At 60.5% G+C, this 18,999-nt stretch carries 17 protein-coding genes and 1 tRNA gene; 13 read left to right on the forward strand and 5 right to left on the reverse strand.

All coding sequences use genetic code 11. From position 1 onward, the window contains the following. Nucleotides 1-3: 3 nt before the first annotated feature. The 5 genes from ACYVIA_RS20915 (at nucleotide 4) to ACYVIA_RS20935 (ending at nucleotide 4,361) form a co-directional block, all read left to right on the forward strand. Entirely contained in the window at nucleotides 4-783 is a 780-nt protein-coding gene (locus tag ACYVIA_RS20915; protein ID WP_460844118.1) for an SDR family oxidoreductase, read from the forward strand. A 30-nt stretch (nucleotides 784-813) separates the two neighbouring features. Continuing rightward, the gene (locus tag ACYVIA_RS20920; protein WP_460844119.1) at nucleotides 814-1,200 is read left to right on the forward strand and encodes a methylglyoxal synthase; all 387 of its coding nucleotides are present in this window, start codon (nucleotides 814-816) and stop codon (nucleotides 1,198-1,200) included. Nucleotides 1,201-1,246: 46 nt separating this feature from the next. Next, nucleotides 1,247-2,221, forward strand: coding sequence for a quinone oxidoreductase family protein (locus ACYVIA_RS20925; RefSeq protein ID WP_460844120.1), 975 nt, complete (start codon nucleotides 1,247-1,249; stop codon nucleotides 2,219-2,221). Nucleotides 2,222-2,247: 26 nt separating this feature from the next. Then, entirely contained in the window at nucleotides 2,248-2,379 is a 132-nt protein-coding gene (locus ACYVIA_RS20930; protein WP_460844121.1) for a hypothetical protein, read from the forward strand. A 128-nt stretch (nucleotides 2,380-2,507) separates the two neighbouring features. Beyond that, entirely contained in the window at nucleotides 2,508-4,361 is a 1,854-nt protein-coding gene (locus ACYVIA_RS20935) for a DUF1631 family protein (protein ID WP_460844122.1), read from the forward strand. Nucleotides 4,362-4,402: 41 nt separating this feature from the next. Here ACYVIA_RS20935 and ACYVIA_RS20940 read toward each other — a convergent pair whose 3' ends face one another. Together ACYVIA_RS20940 and ACYVIA_RS20945 are read right to left on the reverse strand one after the other, a co-directional pair. Next, a complete protein-coding gene (locus ACYVIA_RS20940) occupies nucleotides 4,403-5,056 on the reverse strand; it encodes a DUF4136 domain-containing protein (protein ID WP_460844123.1) in 654 nt (217 codons plus the stop codon). A 116-nt stretch (nucleotides 5,057-5,172) separates the two neighbouring features. Beyond that, the gene (locus ACYVIA_RS20945) at nucleotides 5,173-5,514 is read right to left on the reverse strand and encodes a hypothetical protein (protein WP_460844124.1); all 342 of its coding nucleotides are present in this window, start codon (nucleotides 5,512-5,514) and stop codon (nucleotides 5,173-5,175) included. Nucleotides 5,515-5,585: 71 nt separating this feature from the next. On the opposite strand from ACYVIA_RS20945, the gene pepN reads away from it, so the two are divergent. The 4 genes from pepN (at nucleotide 5,586) to ACYVIA_RS20965 (ending at nucleotide 10,697) form a co-directional block, all read left to right on the forward strand. Further along, a complete protein-coding gene (pepN, locus tag ACYVIA_RS20950) occupies nucleotides 5,586-8,261 on the forward strand; it encodes an aminopeptidase N (RefSeq protein ID WP_460844125.1) in 2,676 nt (891 codons plus the stop codon). 32 nt (nucleotides 8,262-8,293) lie between these two features. After that, nucleotides 8,294-9,295: a class 1 fructose-bisphosphatase gene (locus tag ACYVIA_RS20955; RefSeq protein WP_460844126.1), complete on the forward strand. Its 1,002-nt coding sequence runs from the start codon at nucleotides 8,294-8,296 to the stop codon at nucleotides 9,293-9,295. A 99-nt stretch (nucleotides 9,296-9,394) separates the two neighbouring features. Further along, nucleotides 9,395-9,470, forward strand: a tRNA-Thr gene (locus tag ACYVIA_RS20960). Nucleotides 9,471-10,055: 585 nt separating this feature from the next. Continuing rightward, on the forward strand, nucleotides 10,056-10,697 hold the full coding sequence (locus ACYVIA_RS20965; protein WP_460844127.1) for an acetyltransferase: 642 nt from the start codon (nucleotides 10,056-10,058) through the stop codon (nucleotides 10,695-10,697). A gap of 265 nt (nucleotides 10,698-10,962) precedes the next feature. On the opposite strand, the gene ACYVIA_RS20970 is transcribed toward ACYVIA_RS20965, so the two are convergent. Continuing rightward, entirely contained in the window at nucleotides 10,963-13,218 is a 2,256-nt protein-coding gene (locus ACYVIA_RS20970; protein WP_460844128.1) for a sensor histidine kinase, read from the reverse strand. Nucleotides 13,219-13,479: 261 nt separating this feature from the next. Here ACYVIA_RS20970 and ACYVIA_RS20975 point away from each other — a divergent pair, with 261 nt between their 5' ends. Continuing rightward, on the forward strand, nucleotides 13,480-14,199 hold the full coding sequence (locus ACYVIA_RS20975) for a glycine-rich domain-containing protein (protein WP_460844129.1): 720 nt from the start codon (nucleotides 13,480-13,482) through the stop codon (nucleotides 14,197-14,199). Between the two features lie 181 nt (nucleotides 14,200-14,380). Further along, nucleotides 14,381-15,649, forward strand: coding sequence for a glycerate kinase type-2 family protein (locus ACYVIA_RS20980; RefSeq protein WP_460844130.1), 1,269 nt, complete (start codon nucleotides 14,381-14,383; stop codon nucleotides 15,647-15,649). 175 nt (nucleotides 15,650-15,824) lie between these two features. Here ACYVIA_RS20980 and ACYVIA_RS20985 read toward each other — a convergent pair whose 3' ends face one another. Together ACYVIA_RS20985 and ACYVIA_RS20990 are read right to left on the reverse strand one after the other, a co-directional pair. Further along, nucleotides 15,825-16,550: an intradiol ring-cleavage dioxygenase gene (locus ACYVIA_RS20985; protein ID WP_460844131.1), complete on the reverse strand. Its 726-nt coding sequence runs from the start codon at nucleotides 16,548-16,550 to the stop codon at nucleotides 15,825-15,827. A 7-nt stretch (nucleotides 16,551-16,557) separates the two neighbouring features. Next, complete coding sequence (locus tag ACYVIA_RS20990) at nucleotides 16,558-17,061, reverse strand: hypothetical protein (RefSeq protein WP_460844132.1); 504 nt, start codon at nucleotides 17,059-17,061, stop codon at nucleotides 16,558-16,560. Between the two features lie 129 nt (nucleotides 17,062-17,190). Between ACYVIA_RS20990 and ACYVIA_RS20995 the strand changes: the two genes are divergently transcribed. Both ACYVIA_RS20995 and ACYVIA_RS21000 read left to right on the forward strand, forming a co-directional pair. Continuing rightward, a complete protein-coding gene (locus tag ACYVIA_RS20995) occupies nucleotides 17,191-18,507 on the forward strand; it encodes an SDR family oxidoreductase (protein WP_460844133.1) in 1,317 nt (438 codons plus the stop codon). After that, on the forward strand, nucleotides 18,507-18,971 hold the full coding sequence (locus tag ACYVIA_RS21000; RefSeq protein WP_460844134.1) for a DUF2269 family protein: 465 nt from the start codon (nucleotides 18,507-18,509) through the stop codon (nucleotides 18,969-18,971). The genes ACYVIA_RS20995 and ACYVIA_RS21000 overlap by 1 nt, the downstream gene beginning before the upstream one ends. Nucleotides 18,972-18,999 lie beyond the last annotated feature (28 nt).

Here is an 18,999-nt window from a genome sequence, read left to right on the forward strand (position 1 = left end):
ATCATGGATCTGGGAATTCGCGGGAAACAGGCACTGGTTTGCGGCGCCAGCAAGGGACTCGGTCGCGGATGTGCAGAGGCGCTGGCGGCAGAGGGCGTCGATGTGACCATTGTTGCGCGCACGGCTGACGTGCTGGCGGCAACAGCGGCGGAGATCCGCCAAAAAGCAGGTGTGAAGGTGTCGACTGTCGCATGCGACATCACGACGCCGGAAGGGCGGGCGCAAGCGCTGGCGGCGTGCCCGGCACCGGACATCCTCATTACCAATGCCGGCGGTCCGCCGCCGGGGGACTTTCGCAACTGGTCGAGAGAGGACTGGATCGCGGCGCTGGACGCCAACATGCTCACGCCGATCGAACTGATCAAGGCAACCGTCGACGGCATGATGGCGCGGCGCTTCGGCCGCATCGTCAACATTACTTCCAGTGCAGTGAAAGCGCCGATCGATGTGCTCGGTCTGTCCAACGGCGCGCGGTCCGGACTGACAGGATTTGTCGGTGGCCTGGCGCGAAAAACTGTCAGTCAGAATGTCACGATTAACAATCTTTTGCCGGGCCAGTTCGAAACCGACCGCCTGAAAAAGACGATTGGCGCGTCCGCCAGCGCCGCCGGGAAAAGTCTGGAAGAAACGTTTGCCGCACGGCGGCAACAGATTCCGGCCCAGCGTTTTGGCACGCCTGCGGAGTTTGGCGCGGTTTGTGCTTTTCTGTGCAGCGTCCATGCCAGCTACATGACCGGACAGAATGTGCTGCTGGACGGCGGGAACTATCCGGGCACCTTCTGAGCAATTTGGCAACTGCAGTGTGAGGCTAAGGTGAAAAAGCGTATTGCCCTGATCGCGCATGACAAGAAAAAGGATGACATGGTCGAGTTCGCCTCGGTGCATGCGGACTTGTTGCGCCAGTTCATCCTGGTGGCGACCGGCTCGACCGGCAAACGCCTGCATGACGAGGTCGGCCTGACGGTGGAACGCAAGCTGTCCGGCCCGTTTGGCGGCGACTTGCAGATCGGCGCAGAGCTGGTCGAGGGCAAGATCGATTGCGTGATTTTCCTGCGCGACCCGATGACGCCGCAGCCGCATGAGCCGGACATCAACGCGTTGGTGCGCGCCTGCGACGTGCATAACGTCCCGTGCGCGACGAACGTGGAGTCGGCTCGGCTGATACTCGCGCAGCTGGCGCCGCATCACCACCATAACTGAGAGCAACAGCGATAAAAATACTGAGATAAGGAACAAAGGGGAAAGCATGGCAAAGGCAATTCGAATCAACAAGGTTGGCGGTCCGGAGGTAATGGAATACGTCGACGTCGAGGTCGGCGAACCCGGCCCCGGCGAAGCGCGCGTGCGCCAGTACGCCTGCGGCCTGAACTACATTGATGTCTACTTCCGTACCGGCGCCTACCCGCAGCCGCTGCCGGGAGGTATCGGCATGGAAGGTGCCGGTGTCGTGGAAGCGGTCGGAGCCGGCGTCACCCATGTCAAACCGGGTGACCGCGTTGCGTATGCCGGGCGCCCGACCGGCGCCTATGCCGAGGCGCGCGTGATGCCGGCTGCCGTGCTGGTGAAACTGCCGGATGCAATCGACTTTGAAACCGGCGCAGCGATGATGCTGCAAGGACTGACAGTGCAGTACCTGTTCCGCCGCACCTTCCCGTTGCGTGGCGGCGAAACCATCCTGTTCCATGCGGCCGCCGGTGGTGTCGGGCTGATCGCCTGCCAGTGGGCACGCGCGCTCGGCGTGACGATGATCGGAACCGTCGGCTCCGATGAAAAGGCCGCACTGGCCAAGGCGCATGGCTGCACGCACACGATCAACTACAACAAGGAAAACTTCGTCGAGCGCGTGAAGGAAATCACGGGTGGACAGGGCGTGCCCGTCGTGTGCGACTCGATCGGCAAGGACACGTTCATCGGTTCGCTCGACTGCCTCGCGCCGCTGGGCATGATGGTCAGCTTCGGTGCCGCCTCGGGGCCCGTGCCGCCGTTCAGCCTGAACGAGCTTGCCTCGCGCGGCTCGTTATTCATCACAAGGCCCTCCGTGTTCACCTATACCGCCAAACGGGAGGATCTGGACGCGATGGCTGCCGACCTGTTCGGCATGGTGGAGAGCGGGAAGGTCAAGATCGACATCCATCAGCGCTATGCGCTGCGCGATGCGGCGCAGGCGCACCGCGACCTCGAGGCGCGCAAGACCACCGGTTCCACCATCCTGGTGCCGTAGCGATGGATGAACGGGGACATAACCCGATGGATCACCCGGAAGAGCAGGCCTCTGGCAGCGATGACGAGCCGAAATTCGGCCGGCTGCTGCTGATACTGGCCGCCGCGGTGCTGGTGATCGTGACGGTGACCTTGGCCTCCGAAGCTTTCTACTCCTGACGGTCGCATGCGGTGTTTCCCTTGGAAGGGAAATGCCGCCGTGCGACAGACCACTGAAGATCATGGCAGATCCGTATATCACTCGACCGCTCGAGAAGCCTCTCTCCGTGCAGGAAAGGAGCGCGGCCTTGGACGCACTCGCGTTTACAGCCGTGCGCCTTGCCGCCGGCGAACTCGAAGCCTTCTGCGCGCGGCTGGACCAGGCCTTGTTCCTGCAGGTGGCGAAATCCGCCAGTCCCGAGCAGGAAACGCAATATCGCCATGCCTGGCAATTGCTGAACCGGCACCGACCGACTTTTCAGCGCCTCGCCAGCGAAGCCCTGCAGCAGGCGTTATTGCAAGCGGTGCAGGCCATGGGGCGGCGAAACGTCGTGTCGCAACAAGGCGATGCCGGCGAACTGCTGCCGGTGACCTCCTTTGCCGAGATGGAGCGGCAGGCGCAAATTGACAGTCTCAGCCATGACCTGGATGCCAGCGATTACGATGCCCTGGCCGTCCTCAGCCTCCGCATTGCGCACCTGATGCAACGCGATGACAGCAGCACCGAGCAGAATCCATTTCGTTCGGAGGTGTTCCTGAAGGCGGTTGCCGAGGCATGGCGCAAGTTCGACACCCAATCCGATTCTCTGCCCCTGGTGCTGCCACAGATGCAGCCGTCCGTCTTTCTCCCGCTCGGCGCGATCTGGCAGGAAATGAATCGCGATCTTGCTGCACGCGGACTGCTGCCGGGCGCGGAAGAAATCTGGCGGCGCAAGAGAAAGGAAGCGCCGCAGCCCATTGTCCGTCCCTTGCCGGAGCGCCTGCGCCGATGGCTGGTGGCCGACGGAAAAGTCAGCCTTGCCTGCGGGGGAGAGCTGTTCGAACGGATGTTTGAGCAACTCGATGTCGACGATACGATTCCCTCGACCGTGCGTGAGCTGGTTGCACAGTTGAAGGAGGTATTGAGTCCGCTTGCGTGCGGCGACATGGCGTTTTTTTTCGACCCTACGCATCCTGCCCGGCGCCTGCTCAATGCGGTGATTGACGGCGGTTTGGGGCTGGATGGAAGCGAGGACGGCGCAGATCCTGTATGGCAGGAAGTGCAGCATGCGGTGGAGCAGTTACTGCGGGACGGTGCCACGGTTGCGGCAAGACACCTGACGGTAGCGGATGACATCGCAACGGCGACGTTACAGCAGGTGCAGGCCGACCAGGAGATGCTGCGTGACGCCATTGCGGAGGCGAATGCGCAGGAAAAGGCGAGCCAGGCATTCGCACTCGCAGAGGCAGACGTTGCCCCGCGGCTTGAAAGCGGCGAGGTGGAGAGTTTCCTCGAGCCGTTCCTGCAACTGCATTGGGTTCGTGTGCTGGCCCGTGCGCATGAGAAGCATCCGGCTGAATTGCCAGCGGCGCTCACGACCATGGATGACCTGATCTGGAGCGCCAAGCCCAGGTCTGCTCCGGAGGAGAGGAAGGAACTGGTCGTGCGTCTGCCCACCTTGCTGGCGGAGCTCAATGCCGGGCTTGACGCAATCAACTGGGTTGATCCAGAACGCGATACGTTTTTTGCGGAGCTGGCGCAGCATCATGCAGCCTGCATGCGCGGCCCGCTCGAACTGACTCCGCGCGACGAACTGGAACATCGGATGGACGCGATGCAACGCGCGAGTGAACATGAGCTGAGCCGGCGGGCGCGCGAGCAGCAGAAGGTGGAGGTCGCCATGCTCATGCGCCAGGCCCAGCCATTACATCCGGGCGGCTGGGTCGAGTTTGTGCGGAACGACGGCCGCAAGGTCAATTGCAAGCTGATATGGATCAGTCCGGAGCGCGGTTGCTTTGTTTTTTCGGGACACAAAGGGAAGCTGGTGTTTACGCTGGAAGACAAAGCGCTCGCGCAAGCCCTGCGGATGGAACGGGCGACTGCCCTCGCACCGGATGCGCTGGTGAAGCGGGCACTGTCCAGTGCGCTGGACACCGTTGGCGTCGGAGGCGGTGCGCAATAAAACAATGTGCCCGACGATCGCGGGCACAAATCACCTGTGGATTATTGTTCCATCTTGAGTTCAACCCGGCGCGGCACCCCGTTCGGACCCGGGAAATCCGTGAAGGCGCTACGCACCAGATAGGGCATGACCGTCGCGAGCGAGCCATTGGTGCCCTCGCTGACGACCGTTGTCTCATAGAGTCTCTTGCCGTTGGACATCTGCGCCAGCACGACCTTCAGCTGGCGGGTGAACAACTGGTACTGCGACACCCGCTGTTCCACAACGGGCGGTCCGAACCAGAATGGATCGTAGAACGGACCATAACCGTAATACCCGGGCCAGTATCCCGGTCCGTAATAGCCGCGCCATGCAGGGCCGTACCAGTAGGGAGAGGGATTGACCACCACCGGATAGACTTCCTTCACATCCCGCCCATGGATGCTGTAGCTGATCGATGCCTTGAGCGTCGGCTTGGTGTTGGCCGGTGCTTCCACGAATCCGAGGCGGTTCAGCTCCGTGCGCACAAGGTTTTCATAGTTGAGATATTCCAGGCTGTCGTTCTGCTCCTTGGTCCGTTCAAACACGTACGATTTGTCCGGCAAGGTCGCCGGCCATTCATGGAACGACGTGACGTCGCTACGGATCGTGCTGGCGCATCCGCCCAGCAGCAATCCCGACAGGGCAAGGATGCCGGTGATCAGCCAACGCTTCATTGTTTCTCTCCCGTAGGCTGGAACATCCATTCAGAATAGGCGTACGGCATAAATTTTCCGTAATTATTTGTAAGTACATCCAGCAAGACACACACTGCTTTGCAGTGAGAAGGCAATCAGCGCGGATTCTCAAAGAAAATATAGTTGGAGCTGAAGTCGCTGATCTCGAAATACACTTTCTTCTCGCCCGCATCCGCCACCATGTTGAGGTTTTCATCCAGGACGCCGTAGCCGTAGCGGTAGGAGCGCGCCTGATTGTCGCTCGTTCCGAGCGCAGTGGTGATCTTGTCAATATTGATGAAGCGGCGCGTCAGCTTTTCGCCTGCATAAAATTCGAGCACACCGTCGGTGCCAGTCCAGTTCTGCACCCCACGGCTGAACTGGTTCTGTTGCTCCTGGGTACATGAGGCAAGTAGGCCCGAAAGGACCACCACGAAAAGCGCAAGGGAAGATTTCATTGGGATAGGCTCGGTACGCGTTGGTTGGTAGAATGCCAGCTTGTGCCATTATCCTCCGAATCAAACTCCGCATGCGCACCGATACCCCACAGGCAATTTATCGCAAGGATTACACACCGCCCGCTTTTCTCGTCGAAACGGTCGAGATGGGTTTTGACCTTGATCCGGAAATCACCCGTGTTGCCACACGCATGACGCTCACGCGCAATCCGACAAGCCGCAGCAAGAGCCTTGTCCTTTATGGCGAGGCGCTGCAACTGGTGCAACTGCGGCTGAACGGAAAGACGCTGACCAAGCGCGGCTACTCGCTTGCCAATGGAAGGCTGGAAATTTCCAATCCGCCGGACGATGTCACGCTCGAAATCGAAACGATTACCCATCCCAACCTCAATACGTCGCTGATGGGGCTGTACACCTCAAACGATAACTTCTTTACGCAATGCGAGGCGGAAGGATTCCGCAAGATTACGTTCTTCCCCGACCGTCCCGATGTGATGGCGAAGTACAAGGTGATGTTGCGGGCAGACAAGGAGAAGTATCCCGTCCTGCTGTCGAACGGCAATCTTGTTGAAGAGGGTGAGCTTGGCGACGGACGCCACTATGCGGTCTGGGAGGATCCGTTCAAGAAGCCGTCTTATCTGTTCGCGCTCGTTGCCGGCAAACTGGTGTGCCAGGAAGAGAAATACACGTTGAAGTCGGGGCGTGAAGTGCTGTTGCAGGTCTGGGTGGAAGAGGGCAACCTCGACAAGACCCAGCACGCAATGGATTCCCTCAAGAACAGCATTCGCTGGGACGAGGAACGTTTCGGGCTCGAGCTGGACCTCGACCGCTTCATGATCGTCGCGGTCAGCGACTTCAACATGGGCGCGATGGAAAACAAGGGCCTCAATATCTTCAATACGAAGTATGTGCTGGCCAATCCGCGCATTGCGACCGACACCGACTATGCCGGCATCGAGTCAGTTGTCGGGCATGAATACTTCCATAACTGGACCGGCAACCGCGTGACCTGCCGCGACTGGTTCCAGCTGTCGCTGAAGGAAGGTTTGACGGTGTTCCGCGACCAGGAGTTTTCTGCGGATCTCGTCGGCACCGCAAGCGGTCGTGCAGTCAAGCGCATCGAGGACGTGCGCGTGCTGCGCCAGGCGCAATTCCCGGAAGACGCCGGCCCGATGGCGCATCCGGTGCGGCCTGACTCCTACGTCGAGATCAACAACTTCTACACCGTCACGATCTACGAAAAAGGCGCCGAAGTCGTGCGCATGTACCAGACGCTGCTCGGGCGCGACGGTTTCCGCAAGGGCATGGACCTGTACTTCCAGCGCCATGACGGCCAGGCCGTGGAGTGTGATGACTTCCGCGCCGCAATGGCCGATGCCAACGCCCGCGACCTGTCGCAGTTCGAACTCTGGTACAGCCAGGCCGGCACGCCGCGTGTGAACGTCGATGCGCAGTATGACGACGTGGCGAAAACCTACGCGCTGACTTTATCGCAAACCTGCGCGCCGACGCCCGGACAGCCGAAGAAGCAGCCTTTCCACATTCCGGTCGCCGTCGGCCTGCTCGACAGCAGTGGACGCGACATGCCGCTGCATCTGGAAGGCAGCGACAGCGCACAGGACGGCGCTGCACCGACGACAATCGTGCTGGAACTGGCGAAGCCGAGCCAGACTTTCGTCTTCACGCAAGTGGTGGAAAAACCGGTGCCGTCGGTACTCCGCGATTTCTCTGCGCCGGTGGTACTCGATATCGAATACAGCGATGCAGAGCTGGCATTCCTGATGGGGCATGACAGCGATGCGTTCAACCGCTGGGAAGCGGGTCAGCGCCTCGCCATGCGCCGCATGCTGGCATTGACCGAGGCGGTGCAGGCAAACCATGCCCTCAGCGATGCGGAGCTCATGGACAGCGCGCTGACCACTATTTTCCGTACGACGCTCAACGATGAAACACTGGATCCGGCTTTCCGCGAACTGGCACTGACGCTGCCTTCGGAAACGGTCATCGCAGAACAGATGAGCGTGGTGGATCCGCACGCCGTACGCGCGGTGCGCCAGTTCCTGCGCCGCTCGATCGCTTCCGCATTGCGTCTGGACTGGCAGGTCGCCTACCAGTCGAACCGCACGCCGCGCGATTACAGTCCCGATCCCGTCTCGGCCGGCAAGCGTGCACTCAAGAATCTCGCACTGTCCTACCTGATCGAGCTGGACGATGCCGAAGCGCACCTGCTGGCACAGAACCAGTACGACCACGCCAACAACATGACCGACCGGCTCGCCGCCTTGTCGGCATTGGCCAACAGCAGTGCGTCCGGCAAGGAGGAGGCACTGGATCGGTTTTTTGCCGACTTCGAACAGGAAGCACTGGTGATCGACAAATGGTTTGCGCTGCAGGCCACCGCCCGCACGACCGATGTAAAGGCCGTGCGCGAATTGATGAAGCACCCGGCCTTCACGCTGAAGAACCCGAACCGCGCGCGCAGCCTGCTGTTCAACTTCTGCAACGGCAATCCATCGCAGTTCCATGCGATTGACGGCAGCGGCTACGAATTCTGGGCGGAGCAGGTCATCGCGCTCGACGCCATCAATCCGCAGGTCGCAGCCCGCCTGGCGCGCAGCCTTGACCGCTGGCGCAAATATGCGCCTGCCCTGCAGAAAAAGATGCAAGCCGCACTCAAGCAGGTTGCCAGCGTCAAGTCGCTGTCCAAGGACGTGCTCGAAGTGGTGAGCAAGTCCCTTGCCAACTAATCTCCAACACATCGCCAACACTGGAACTATTCATGAAAAGAGTCAGCCTTACGCAGCACCTTGTCGAAGAACAGCGCTTGCACAACACCATCCCGGCAGAATTGCGCCTGCTGATCGAAGTCGTTGCGCGTTCCTGCAAGACCATCAGCCACGCCGTCGGCAAGGGTGCACTGGGCGAGGTGCTCGGCAGCGCCGGCAGCGAAAACGTGCAAGGTGAAGTCCAAAAGAAGCTCGACGTGCTGTCGAATGAAATGCTGCTGCAGGCTAACGAGTGGGGCGGTCACCTCGCAGCAATGGCTTCCGAAGAAATGGAAACCATCCACCCGATCCCGAACCGTTACCCGAAGGGCGAATACCTGTTGCTGTTCGATCCGCTCGATGGCTCGTCCAATATCGACGTCAACGTCACCATCGGCACCATCTTCTCCGTGCTCAAGGCGCCTGAAGGCATGGGCGAACCGACCGAAGAAGCCTTCCTGCAGCCGGGCTGTAAGCAGGTCGCCGCAGGCTATGCCGTCTACGGCCCGCAAACCATGCTGGTGCTGACTACCGGCAGGGGTGTCCATGGCTTTACGCTCGATCGTGAAATGGGTTCCTGGGTGCTCACCCAGCGCGACATGCAGATTCCCAAGGAAACGAAGGAATTCGCGATCAACGCCTCCAACGCACGCCACTGGTATCCGCCGGTCAAGCGCTACATCGACGAAATGCTCGCTGGCGAAACAGGGCCGCGCGCCAAGAACTTCAACATGCGCTGGATTGCCTCCATGGTTGCCGACGTGCACCGCATCCTCAACCGCGGCGGCATCTTCATGTATCCGGCTGACGCGCGTGAACCGGACAAGCCCGGCAAGCTGCGCCTGATGTACGAAGCGAACCCGATGTCCATGATCATCGAGCAGGCCGGTGGCGCCGCCACCAACGGCAAGCAGCGTATCCTAGACATCCAGCCGAAAAAGCTGCACGAGCGCGTTGCGGTATTCCTCGGCTCGAAGAGCGAAGTGGAACGGGTGACCAGCTACCACTTCGAATAACGCGGTTCCGGACACAAACCGGCTCCTGCCGGATTAAAAAGAAGGAAACACTCCGGCTCTAGCGGATTTGTTTCTTTCTTTGATAGAATACGCGTTTTCGCTGATGTAGCTCAGTTGGTAGAGCAACTGATTCGTAATCAGTAGGTCGACGGTTCGATTCCGCCCATCAGCACCAAGAGAATTGAAGGGTTAGCTCCGAAAGGCGCTAACCCTTTTTCTTTTCCTTCCGCATGTTATGCGCCTGCATCGTGTTGGCTCGCTCGAGTTCCACTCTGCCAGCGGCAAATCAATAACGAAAAGACGAGCTCTCCGGAACATCGGAACGACCGCCCGGTAAGGTTCATCAACCTCTACGCTTGCGCGCACAAGCAGTTACAGCGGTTCCCCTCGCTACATGTGGGTTCAGACCGTTTCATGAAGCACCGCAACGGCCATGATCTGCCACGCGTTACATTGACGAGCGGCGAACCAATAATGCACTTGCACTTGCTCAAGCCCGTTACAGCACCTTTACGTATTCTTTGACTTTTAGTTAGGCATTGCGCTGCACGTCAATCGCATCGTGCGCCGATTTGCGCTGGGCGGACGGAATGCTGTTTCGAAGCGATGTGACGCAGGCAATTGGTCTGTACTCATTGATCTGCTTGCTCTTCAAGCTCCTCGCGCGATGGCCTGGCGCGGCCGGTTGCAGGGCCAACCATCAGGCAACTGGAGCAAAAAAGCAGCTCACACTTCCCATCTGAAAGGGGCTTGAAGCGACATGGTTAAGCATCGCGTTGCAGTGATTGGCGCTGGCGGGCATGGCGCGGTAGTGGCCAGCACGGTGAAGGCTGCCGGACATGAAGTTGTCGGTTTCTATGCTGACGTGCCGTCGATCTGGGGTACCAGGGTGCTCGATATTCCGGTCATTGGCCCCATCAGCGAATTGTCTTCGGCGCATTGCTCGCATGCGATCATCGGCATCGGAGACAACATGGCGCGCAAGCGATTTGCCGAAGAGATCAATATTGACTGGATCACTGTTGTCCACCCGTTTGCCTGGGTTCACCCGGATGTCGCTTTGGGCGCGGGGACGATCGTTTGTGCAGGCTCGATCATCCAGCCGGAAGCTGTCGTCGGCTCCCATGTGATCCTCAATACCAAGGCCAGTGTCGACCACCATTGCCGTGTTGGCGACTATGCACACATTGCCGTTGCGCACCTCGCAGGCTGGTCGTCGATCGATGAGGGCGTATTCATGGCGCTGGGCTCGACGGTGCTGCCCAAGCTGCACGTCGGGGCATGGGCGACGGTCGGTGCGGGGGCGGTGGTCACGAAGAATGTGGCGCCGCATACGACAGTCGTCGGCGTGCCTGCCAAGCCGCTCGCCAGCCGTCCGGTCGATGCGGAAAAAAGGGCGTGATGTGATGCGGTTAATCGACGCGAGCAGGGAACATTCTTACGTTCTCAACCAGCAGGAAGTACTCTCGTGCCCCGAGTCAGAGATTCGACTAACTGCTGACTTAGGACGCTAGAGCCGTTTCAGCCTGATTGAACCGTTGATGCCGGCCGCCTTGCCGACGACACGGCATTGCGTGGGGCCGACGAGCCCGCTACGACGCGTCGCCGCGCCTTGTTCCGCAGATCATTCGCCTCGGCCTCAATCGGCCAGTCAGGCTGAAACGGCTCTAGCACATGCGGCCGACGGCATCGCCTGAATCGGAGGCAGTGCGGTCAACAGTGGTTTCGCTGGCGTGCCATAGCGCACTTTCTCGTGACGCGCCATCTTCTTGCGGAGCATGCAGGGGAATGTAGACGGTGAGCGTCGTGCCCTGTTCCGGGGCGCTGGAAATCTGGAATTCTCCATTCAGTGCGAGAACTCGTTCTTCTATACCGATGAGGCCAAATGAATTGGGGGCCTTGCGGTTCTCCGGGTTGATGCCAATGCCGTTATCCGTTACTTGCATCACGAGTCGCATATCGTCCTGGAAGAGGTCGATCACGACATTCGTGGCCTTGGCATGCCGGATCACGTTGGTCAGCGACTCCTGCAGAATGCGGAACAGTGATGTCGCCCGCGTGTCATCCACGACAAATTCCTGTTCACTCATGTAGAGGACGCAGGAAATTCCGGTGCGGCGACGGAATTCGGCAACCTGCCATTCGATGGCGGCAGTCAGGCCGAGGTCGAGTGCTGCCGGACGCAGGTTGTTGATGATGGTGCGAATCGTCTTGACCGTGGCATCGAGATGGGTGAGTGCCATGCGCACCTTCTGGTTCAGGTGGGGATGTGATTCGCTGGTACGGGCTTCGAGCATGGATACATCGATGCGCAGCGCCAGCAGCGTTTGGCCCAGTTCGTCATGGATCTCGCGTGCGATCCGCTTTCGCTCCTCTTCCTTCACCCGGTCCTGGTATGCCGTGAGTTCGCGCAACAGTTCCTGCGAACGCTGCAATGCCTCCACGGTATGCTTGCGTTCCGTAATGTCCATGATCGTGCCGCGCAAAAGCAGGGCGCGCCCGTCATGCCCGACGCGGGAGATGGTTTGCACCCAGCGCAGCGAACCGTCGCGTTGCACGATACGATGCTCCGCCGAGAATTCCTCGCCGGAGCGGATGGAATGCTGCAGGCCTTCGCGTATGCGCTGGCGATCATCCACATGCATGCGGCGCAGGAAGTCGTCATATTGCGGCACGCCGGGGAAGGTATCGACATCGAGGATGCGACAGGTCTCGGCCGACCAGCTCATTTTTCCGGTTCCGGGCTCGAGCACCCAGCTGCCAAGGCGGGCCATGTGCTGTGCTTCAGCAAGGCTCGCCTCGCTGTTGCGCAGGTCCTTCGTCATTTCCGTCGCCAGCTCCATTGCCCGCCGGCGTGCCGTCGTCAGATAGTAGTAGTTGCTGAACAGCAGTACCGACGCCGCGATACCGCCAAACAGCACCATCCAGGCAATCGATACGTCAAAGCTGTTCATCATGGCGGATTCCGGTGCGGAGAACTCTGCTTCCCACACGCGTGGCCCGACGACGATGGCGGCGCGTTTTACTAGGGTATCCCGCGACATGACCCCTGCCTTCAACGGCGACTCTTGTTCGTCAGAAGGCCTGCTGTCGAACAGCAGGCGTTCCGGGTCCATCGTGCCGGTCGTCAATTCCTGGTCGCTGCGGCCCGTATCGTAGAGCTTGACGCGCATGTAACTCAGGATGTTCTTGTCGACCGCACCAAGCATGAGCTTGCTCACGTCAAAACCGGCGCCGACCGAGCCGTAATAGGCGGCGCGCCGCTCGGCGACCGACTCGAGCGGCATCCCGCGGCGGTAGAGCGGCATGCGCATCGCAAGGCCCACATGCCTGTTCGGACCTGCAATGCGGATCAGCCGGCCGGAAGAGGTCAATTGCCCGCTGTCGCGCGATACGGCCAATGCCTTTTCGACAGACCGGTTCGACGCAATATCAAGGCCGAACGAGGCAGGGTAATCCTTCAGCGGTTCGATATAGGTCAGCACATGGTATGCCGGGCGCTCTGTCTCGGGCTTGATGGAGAAGCCGGGATAGCCGTCCTTGTCGAGGCTGGTGTCGGATCGCACGGCAGCTTCAAACTTGGCTTTTTGATTTGCCGGGACGTGCTCCGCGAAGTTCAGGTTGGTGATGCCGGGGAAGCTGCGCTCCAGGTTCAGTTCCGTCACATAGGCACGGAATTGCTCGCGCGTCACCTTGTCGCTGGTGGCGAACAAGGCATTCACACCGCGCAGCACATCGATGTACGAACGCATCCTGTTCTGCACCGCAAGTTGCGCGTTCTCTGCGTGGTACTCAAACTGTGCGCGGCTCTTGCCCTCGATCATTTGCATGACAAGCAGGTGCAGCACGAGCGAAATCACCAGCCCCAGCCACCAGGTGATGGATGTGAACAGCGCTTTGACAAATCGGCGGGAAATTCGCATCGGGCGTTGCGGGCCTAAGCGCCCCTGTGGGAGTGAAAGGAGGCGATTCAAAGAATCGTTGCCATTGTTTCAGGGTTCTATTTCACCTCTTGAGTAGCCGACAGGAAAATTGAGGCACGTCAATTATGTTACAAATTTGCAAGAATCAGCGCGTGCTAGAGTAAATTCGACGACAGGGTGGCATGGCTGCAACATGTCGGTGAGCAACGGCCATCTGTCGCATCTTCCGTAGCATTCACCCTCAAGGAAAGGTGGCAGACGATGAACCGAAATTCCCATCACAAAACGTCGGACCAGATGGTCGAAGCAATCTTTGCACTGGATCTTGACCCGATCAAAGTCAAGCTGATGGACAAGCGCGAAGGCCTGGGCTGGGGGCGTGAAGAGGCCGACCGGCACGAGCTGGAATATCGCCGCTTCCTGGCACTGATCGCCAGGTTCCCCGATGAAGTCGTCGCGCCGACCACGCATGTAGACAAGTTCTGGCATGCGCATATCCTCGACACCATGAAGTACGCCGAGGATTGTGAAGCGGTTTTCGGCTATTTCCTGCACCACTTTCCGTACTTTGGCATGCGTGACGCGGAGGACGCTGCCAACCTTGCTCGGGCTGCCGAGACCATGCGGCGCCTGTATCAGCAGGAGTTCGGCCGGCAAGATGCGCAGACGACCGCTTACTGCGGTGTCGTGGCGGGAAAGCCTGCGACGCCAGGGCAATCGACCGCCTACTGCGGGGTAGTCGCTGCCAAGTTTGAAGAAGTGAGCGCTTATTGCGGCGCCACAAGCACGGGCTACTGTGGTGTCGCGGCTGGCAATCAGGCGATGCAAAAAGAGCAGGCGTATTGCGGCGTTGTCGCCGGCAAGTCGGCAGAACAAGATGGGCAGACCGCCTATTGTGGCGTCTCCAATACCAGTTACTGTGGCGTCATTGCAGGAAAAGGGCGGCCGAAGCTGCAGGATGCGGAACACTGTGCCGCTTGAACGGCAGTAAACACCCCACGTGATGCAGGAAGGAGACCCGCCACCGGAGAGGTTGCGGGTCTTTTCATATCCGCTCTGGGAGGGCGTCTGAGGCTAGCACAGAATGCAGGCACAGGATGCGGGCACGTAGAATAGGCCGCACTACAATCCTGTGTTTCAGTCCGTTGAGAAAGCCCTCACCATGCCGGTAACCGATCCTCGCCAGCTGCTGCTCGACATGTACAACAGTGCCGTTGACGCAGTCAGCGCAGACAAATGCCTGCCACCCTTCTTGCCCGAACCTCCTTCCGGCGGACGCACGCTTGTCATTGGCGCAGGCAAGGGAGCGGCGGCGATGGCAAGAGCGGTCGAGTCGCACTGGAACGGAGAACTGTCCGGCCTGGTGGTGACGCGCTACGGCCATGGTGCCGCATGCCGCCGGATTGAGGTCGTCGAGGCGGCGCATCCGGTACCGGACGAGGCCGGGCGGAAAGCGGCAACCCGCATCATGGACATGGTGGGCAATCTCAGCGAGAAGGATCTCGTACTTTGCCTGATCTCGGGCGGCGGCTCCGCGTTGCTTGCATTGCCGGCTGATGGCATCACGCTGGAGCAGAAACAGGCTTTCAACAAGGCGCTCCTCACGAGCGGCGCAACGATTGCCGAAATGAATTGCGTGCGCAAGCACCTGTCCGCCATCAAAGGCGGCCGCCTTGCGCTTGCATGCGCACCGGCACGCGTCGTGACGCTGCTGGTGTCCGACGTGCCGGGTGACGATGCAGGCATCATCGCCAGCGGGCCGACCTTGCCCGATCCGACGACCTGTGCCGATGCGCTTGGCATCCTGCGCAAGTACCGGATCGATACGCCGGCCAGTATTGAGGACCATCTCGCATCCGGAAGAGGGGAGACGCCCAAGCCTGGCGATGCCAGGTTCGCGCGCAACACGCATCACGTGATTGCCACCGCCCAGCTGGCGCTCGAGGCGGCCGCTGCTACGGCACGCGCTGCCGGCGTTACGCCTTATATCCTTTCGGACCGTATCGAAGGCGAGGCATGCGACGCCGGACTGGTGCATGCCGCGATCGCCAGGCAAGTCGCGCTGCGCGGGCAGCCTGTCCAACGGCCCTGCGTCCTGATCTCGGGCGGCGAAACAACGGTGACGGTGCGCGGAAAGGGGCGTGGCGGGCGCAATGCGGAATTCCTGCTCAGCGTGGTCGCTGCCTTGGATGGCCATCCAAATATTTACGGGCTCGCTTGCGATACCGATGGAATCGACGGTTCGGAAGACAACGCGGGCGCCATCTTTGATCCGGCCTCACTCGAACGCGCGCAAAAGCTCAACCTGCATGCACGCAGGATGCTCGACGAGAACGACGCCTATGGATTCTTCAGTGCGCTCGGCGACCTTGTTGTCACAGGGCCGACGCGAACCAATGTGAATGACCTGCGGGCGATTCTGGTGTTGTGAACTGAGGTGGCGCTCAGAGCCTGTTTGAAAACTTACTGCGCAGTCCGATTTTGGCCGGGGGCGCCGAACCTTGCGATGCTCGTCGTACCTCACGTACGACTGCGCTTCTCAGGCTGGGCGCCCCCGGCCAAACTCGGACCGCTCGCTACAGTTTTCAAACAGGCTCTCAGTATTACTAGCCCATCCGCAGCCCGACATCAAACACCGCCGCATATCCTGCGCCATCCCGCACTACCGACAGCATCAGCTCCCGGCCGCCGCGCCGGAATATACCGTCGCTTGCATTGCGTGGTGCGCGCTGTCCATTGCGCACGTAGGGCGGCCGGGAATGGATGCGGTCGGTGAGGGCGTCGTCGAAGTAGAGCTGGGAGGTCAGTTCATGTTCGCTGCCGCCTGGAGCCTTGGCGCGGACCTTGAAGTGGATATGCACCGCCCTGCCGGGATACCAGCCGGGGTAAATGGTCAGGAAGCGCGCCATGCCGTCGGCGTTGGTGTGTTGATAGCCGCGCAGGAATTTCTTGCCGCTCGTGTCAAAGGCGGGGTCGGCGACGTCGGAATAGATGCCGTTGGCGTCACAATGCCAGATATCGACGATCGCGTCGCGCAGCGGTGTGCAGCGCGCGCCGTCGACCGCATGAACGCGCAAGGTGAGCGACAGCGGCATGCCGGGGCGTTGTGAGCCGTCGCTCGGGTCAGTTCGAATATCCGAGCGGTTCAGGCGCTCGTCGACAAAGTAGGGGCCTTCGGTCTGGGCGGGCGTGAGGACACATGCCGGCGCTCCGTTGGCCTTGCTGCTGGAGGCGGTAGCTTGCGCACGGGCCTGCGCAGCGATGAATGCCGCGCCCAGCGTCAGCAATACCTTGCGGCGGCGAGGAACAGGTTCGGACTCCGGGATGTCCATGCAGGTGTTACTGATAGAGCGGGAAGGCACGGACCAGGCGCGGCCGCCGTCGTGGCGTCGCAAGTCCGCGCAACGCAAGCGCGGCGCCGAAGCTCGCATACACGAGGAACATGGCCGGCGTCGACAGGCGTTTTTCAAAGCCGGGCTGCAGTCGCTGCGGCGTGAGTTTGTAATCGACGAAGCAGGCCAGGCCGGCGACGGCTGCACCGGCGGCAATTGCGGGGGCAATGTGCTTGCGGTCGGCCATTTCACCGAACCATTTCTCGTAAAGGATTGCCCACAGCGTCGAGGAGGCATGATGGATCGCATAGCCGACAGCGGTATAGCGTGCACTCGGGCCTTCTTTCCGCGCGGCACGGTCGCCCCAGAACCAGTGACTGATCGCATTGGTCGGGGCGTAGGGGGGCCTGTTCTCCCGTTCACCGGCTGCGCCGAGTACGGCGGTCGACAGCAGGCTGGCCATGCTGCCGGAAATGGCGCCGTCGTGCATCGCTTCTGACCAAGTCTTCATGCTTCCTCCATGCAATTGTTCGGATTATGAACTTGCGGCCACGCGGGCCGGTCTAGTTTCATTTGTGACGCGTAAAAAGGATCGGGGTTCCCGGAATGAACGACACGAAATAAGGACGCGAAATTGGTCGTGCTGCTAACCGGAGCAAGCGGTTTCATCGGACGTCACCTCGCCGAAGCGCTGGTGGCCGCCCGGCATCAGGTGGTCTGTGCAGTGCGCAAGCCACCCAAACCATCCAAACCTTCCATGCAACATGAAGGCAAGGAGCAGGCGTCAACCCCTTGTTTTCGATACGTTTCGGCAGATTTCACGCGGGACTTCGACGCGGCGGAATGGGTGCCGCGTTTGCGCGGCATCGACGCAGTCATCAACGCCGTCGGCATCATTCGTGAACAGGGCGCACAGAGCTTCGATGCAATCCACGAAAAGGCGCCACGCGCATTGTTCGCGGCCTGTGCAGAGGCCGGCGTGAAGCTGGTGGTACAGCTTTCCGCGCTCGGAGCGGACGAGCAGGCGCAGAGCCGCTATCACCTCAGCAAGAAACGGGCAGATGACTACCTGCGCAGCTTGCCGGTGCATTCCGTGATTGTCCAACCCTCCCTGGTCTATGGCGCCGGCGGCACCAGTGCGCGCTTGTTTACAACGCTGGCGAGCCTACCCCTGATCGGCTTGCCCGGACAAGGTCAACAGCAGATACAGCCCGTGCATATCGAGGACCTTGTCGCGACGATGGTGTCGCTGCTCGGCAATCCGCCGCCAAGCGGCACGCAGCTTGCAGTGGTCGGGCCACAGCCAATGTCGCTGCGGGACTTTCTGGGGGAGCTGCGCCGGGAGATGGGCATGGGAAAAGCGCATTTCCTGCCGGTACCGACGGCGTTGGTGCGGACCGGGGCAGCAGTGGCACCGTTGTTGCCGGGCAGCTTGCTCGACCGGGAAACCCTGCAGATGCTGGAGCGCGGCAACACCGCCGATGCCGCGCCGGTGAGCAGGCTGCTCGGGCGGACACCGCGCGCGGCACGCGACTTCATCGGTACGGGCGAAGTGCACAGTGTGCGGCTGCAGGCGCAGCTGAACTGGCTGCTGCCGCTACTGCGCTGGAGCATTGCGCTGGTGTGGATTGTCACTGGCATCGTTTCCCTCGGCCTGTATCCGGTGGCAGACAGCTATGCGCTGCTGGCACGCGTGGGGATCACCGGCATACTGGCGCCGCTCATGCTGTACGGGGCGGCATTGCTCGACCTGGCGTTCGGGATCGGGATACTTGTCCTGCGCAAGCGGCGACTGCTCTGGATGGCACAGGCTGCGTTAATCGTGTTTTACACGGCGATCATCAGCTGGCGGCTGCCGGAATTCTGGCTGCATCCCTACGGTCCGCTGCTGAAAAACCTGCCAATGCTGGCAGCGATCTGGCTCCTGTATGAGCTTGAGGCGCCAAAGGAGCGGTAATGGATTATGTGCTCGTGAAGTGGCTGCACATCATGTCGTCCACCTTTCTCTTCGGCACGGGCGTCGGTTCCGCGTTCTACCTGCTGTTTGCCACGGTCAGCCGCGATGTGCGCGCGGTGGCAGTCGTCACACGGTATGTCGTGCTGGCGGACTGGTTGTTTACGACAACGACCGCGGTGATTCAACCGGTGACCGGGTATTTCCTGGTACGGGCTGCGGGCTTCCAATGGGAGAGCCGCTGGCTGACGTGGTCGATCGCGCTCTACGCCGTGGCAATCGTATGCTGGCTGCCGGTGGTCTGGCTGCAAATGCGGCTGCGGGCCATTGCACGGGAGGCGGTCGAACACCGCATGGACCTGCCTGTTGCCTACTGGAGATATTTCTGGACCTGGGTGGCACTGGGCATACCCGCCTTCTTCGCCTTTGTATTGATCTTTTATCTGATGGTGGCCAAGCCGTCCTGATGTCGGTGCGGCTAGACTTCTTTCCATT

This window comes from Noviherbaspirillum agri (genome assembly GCF_054780595.1).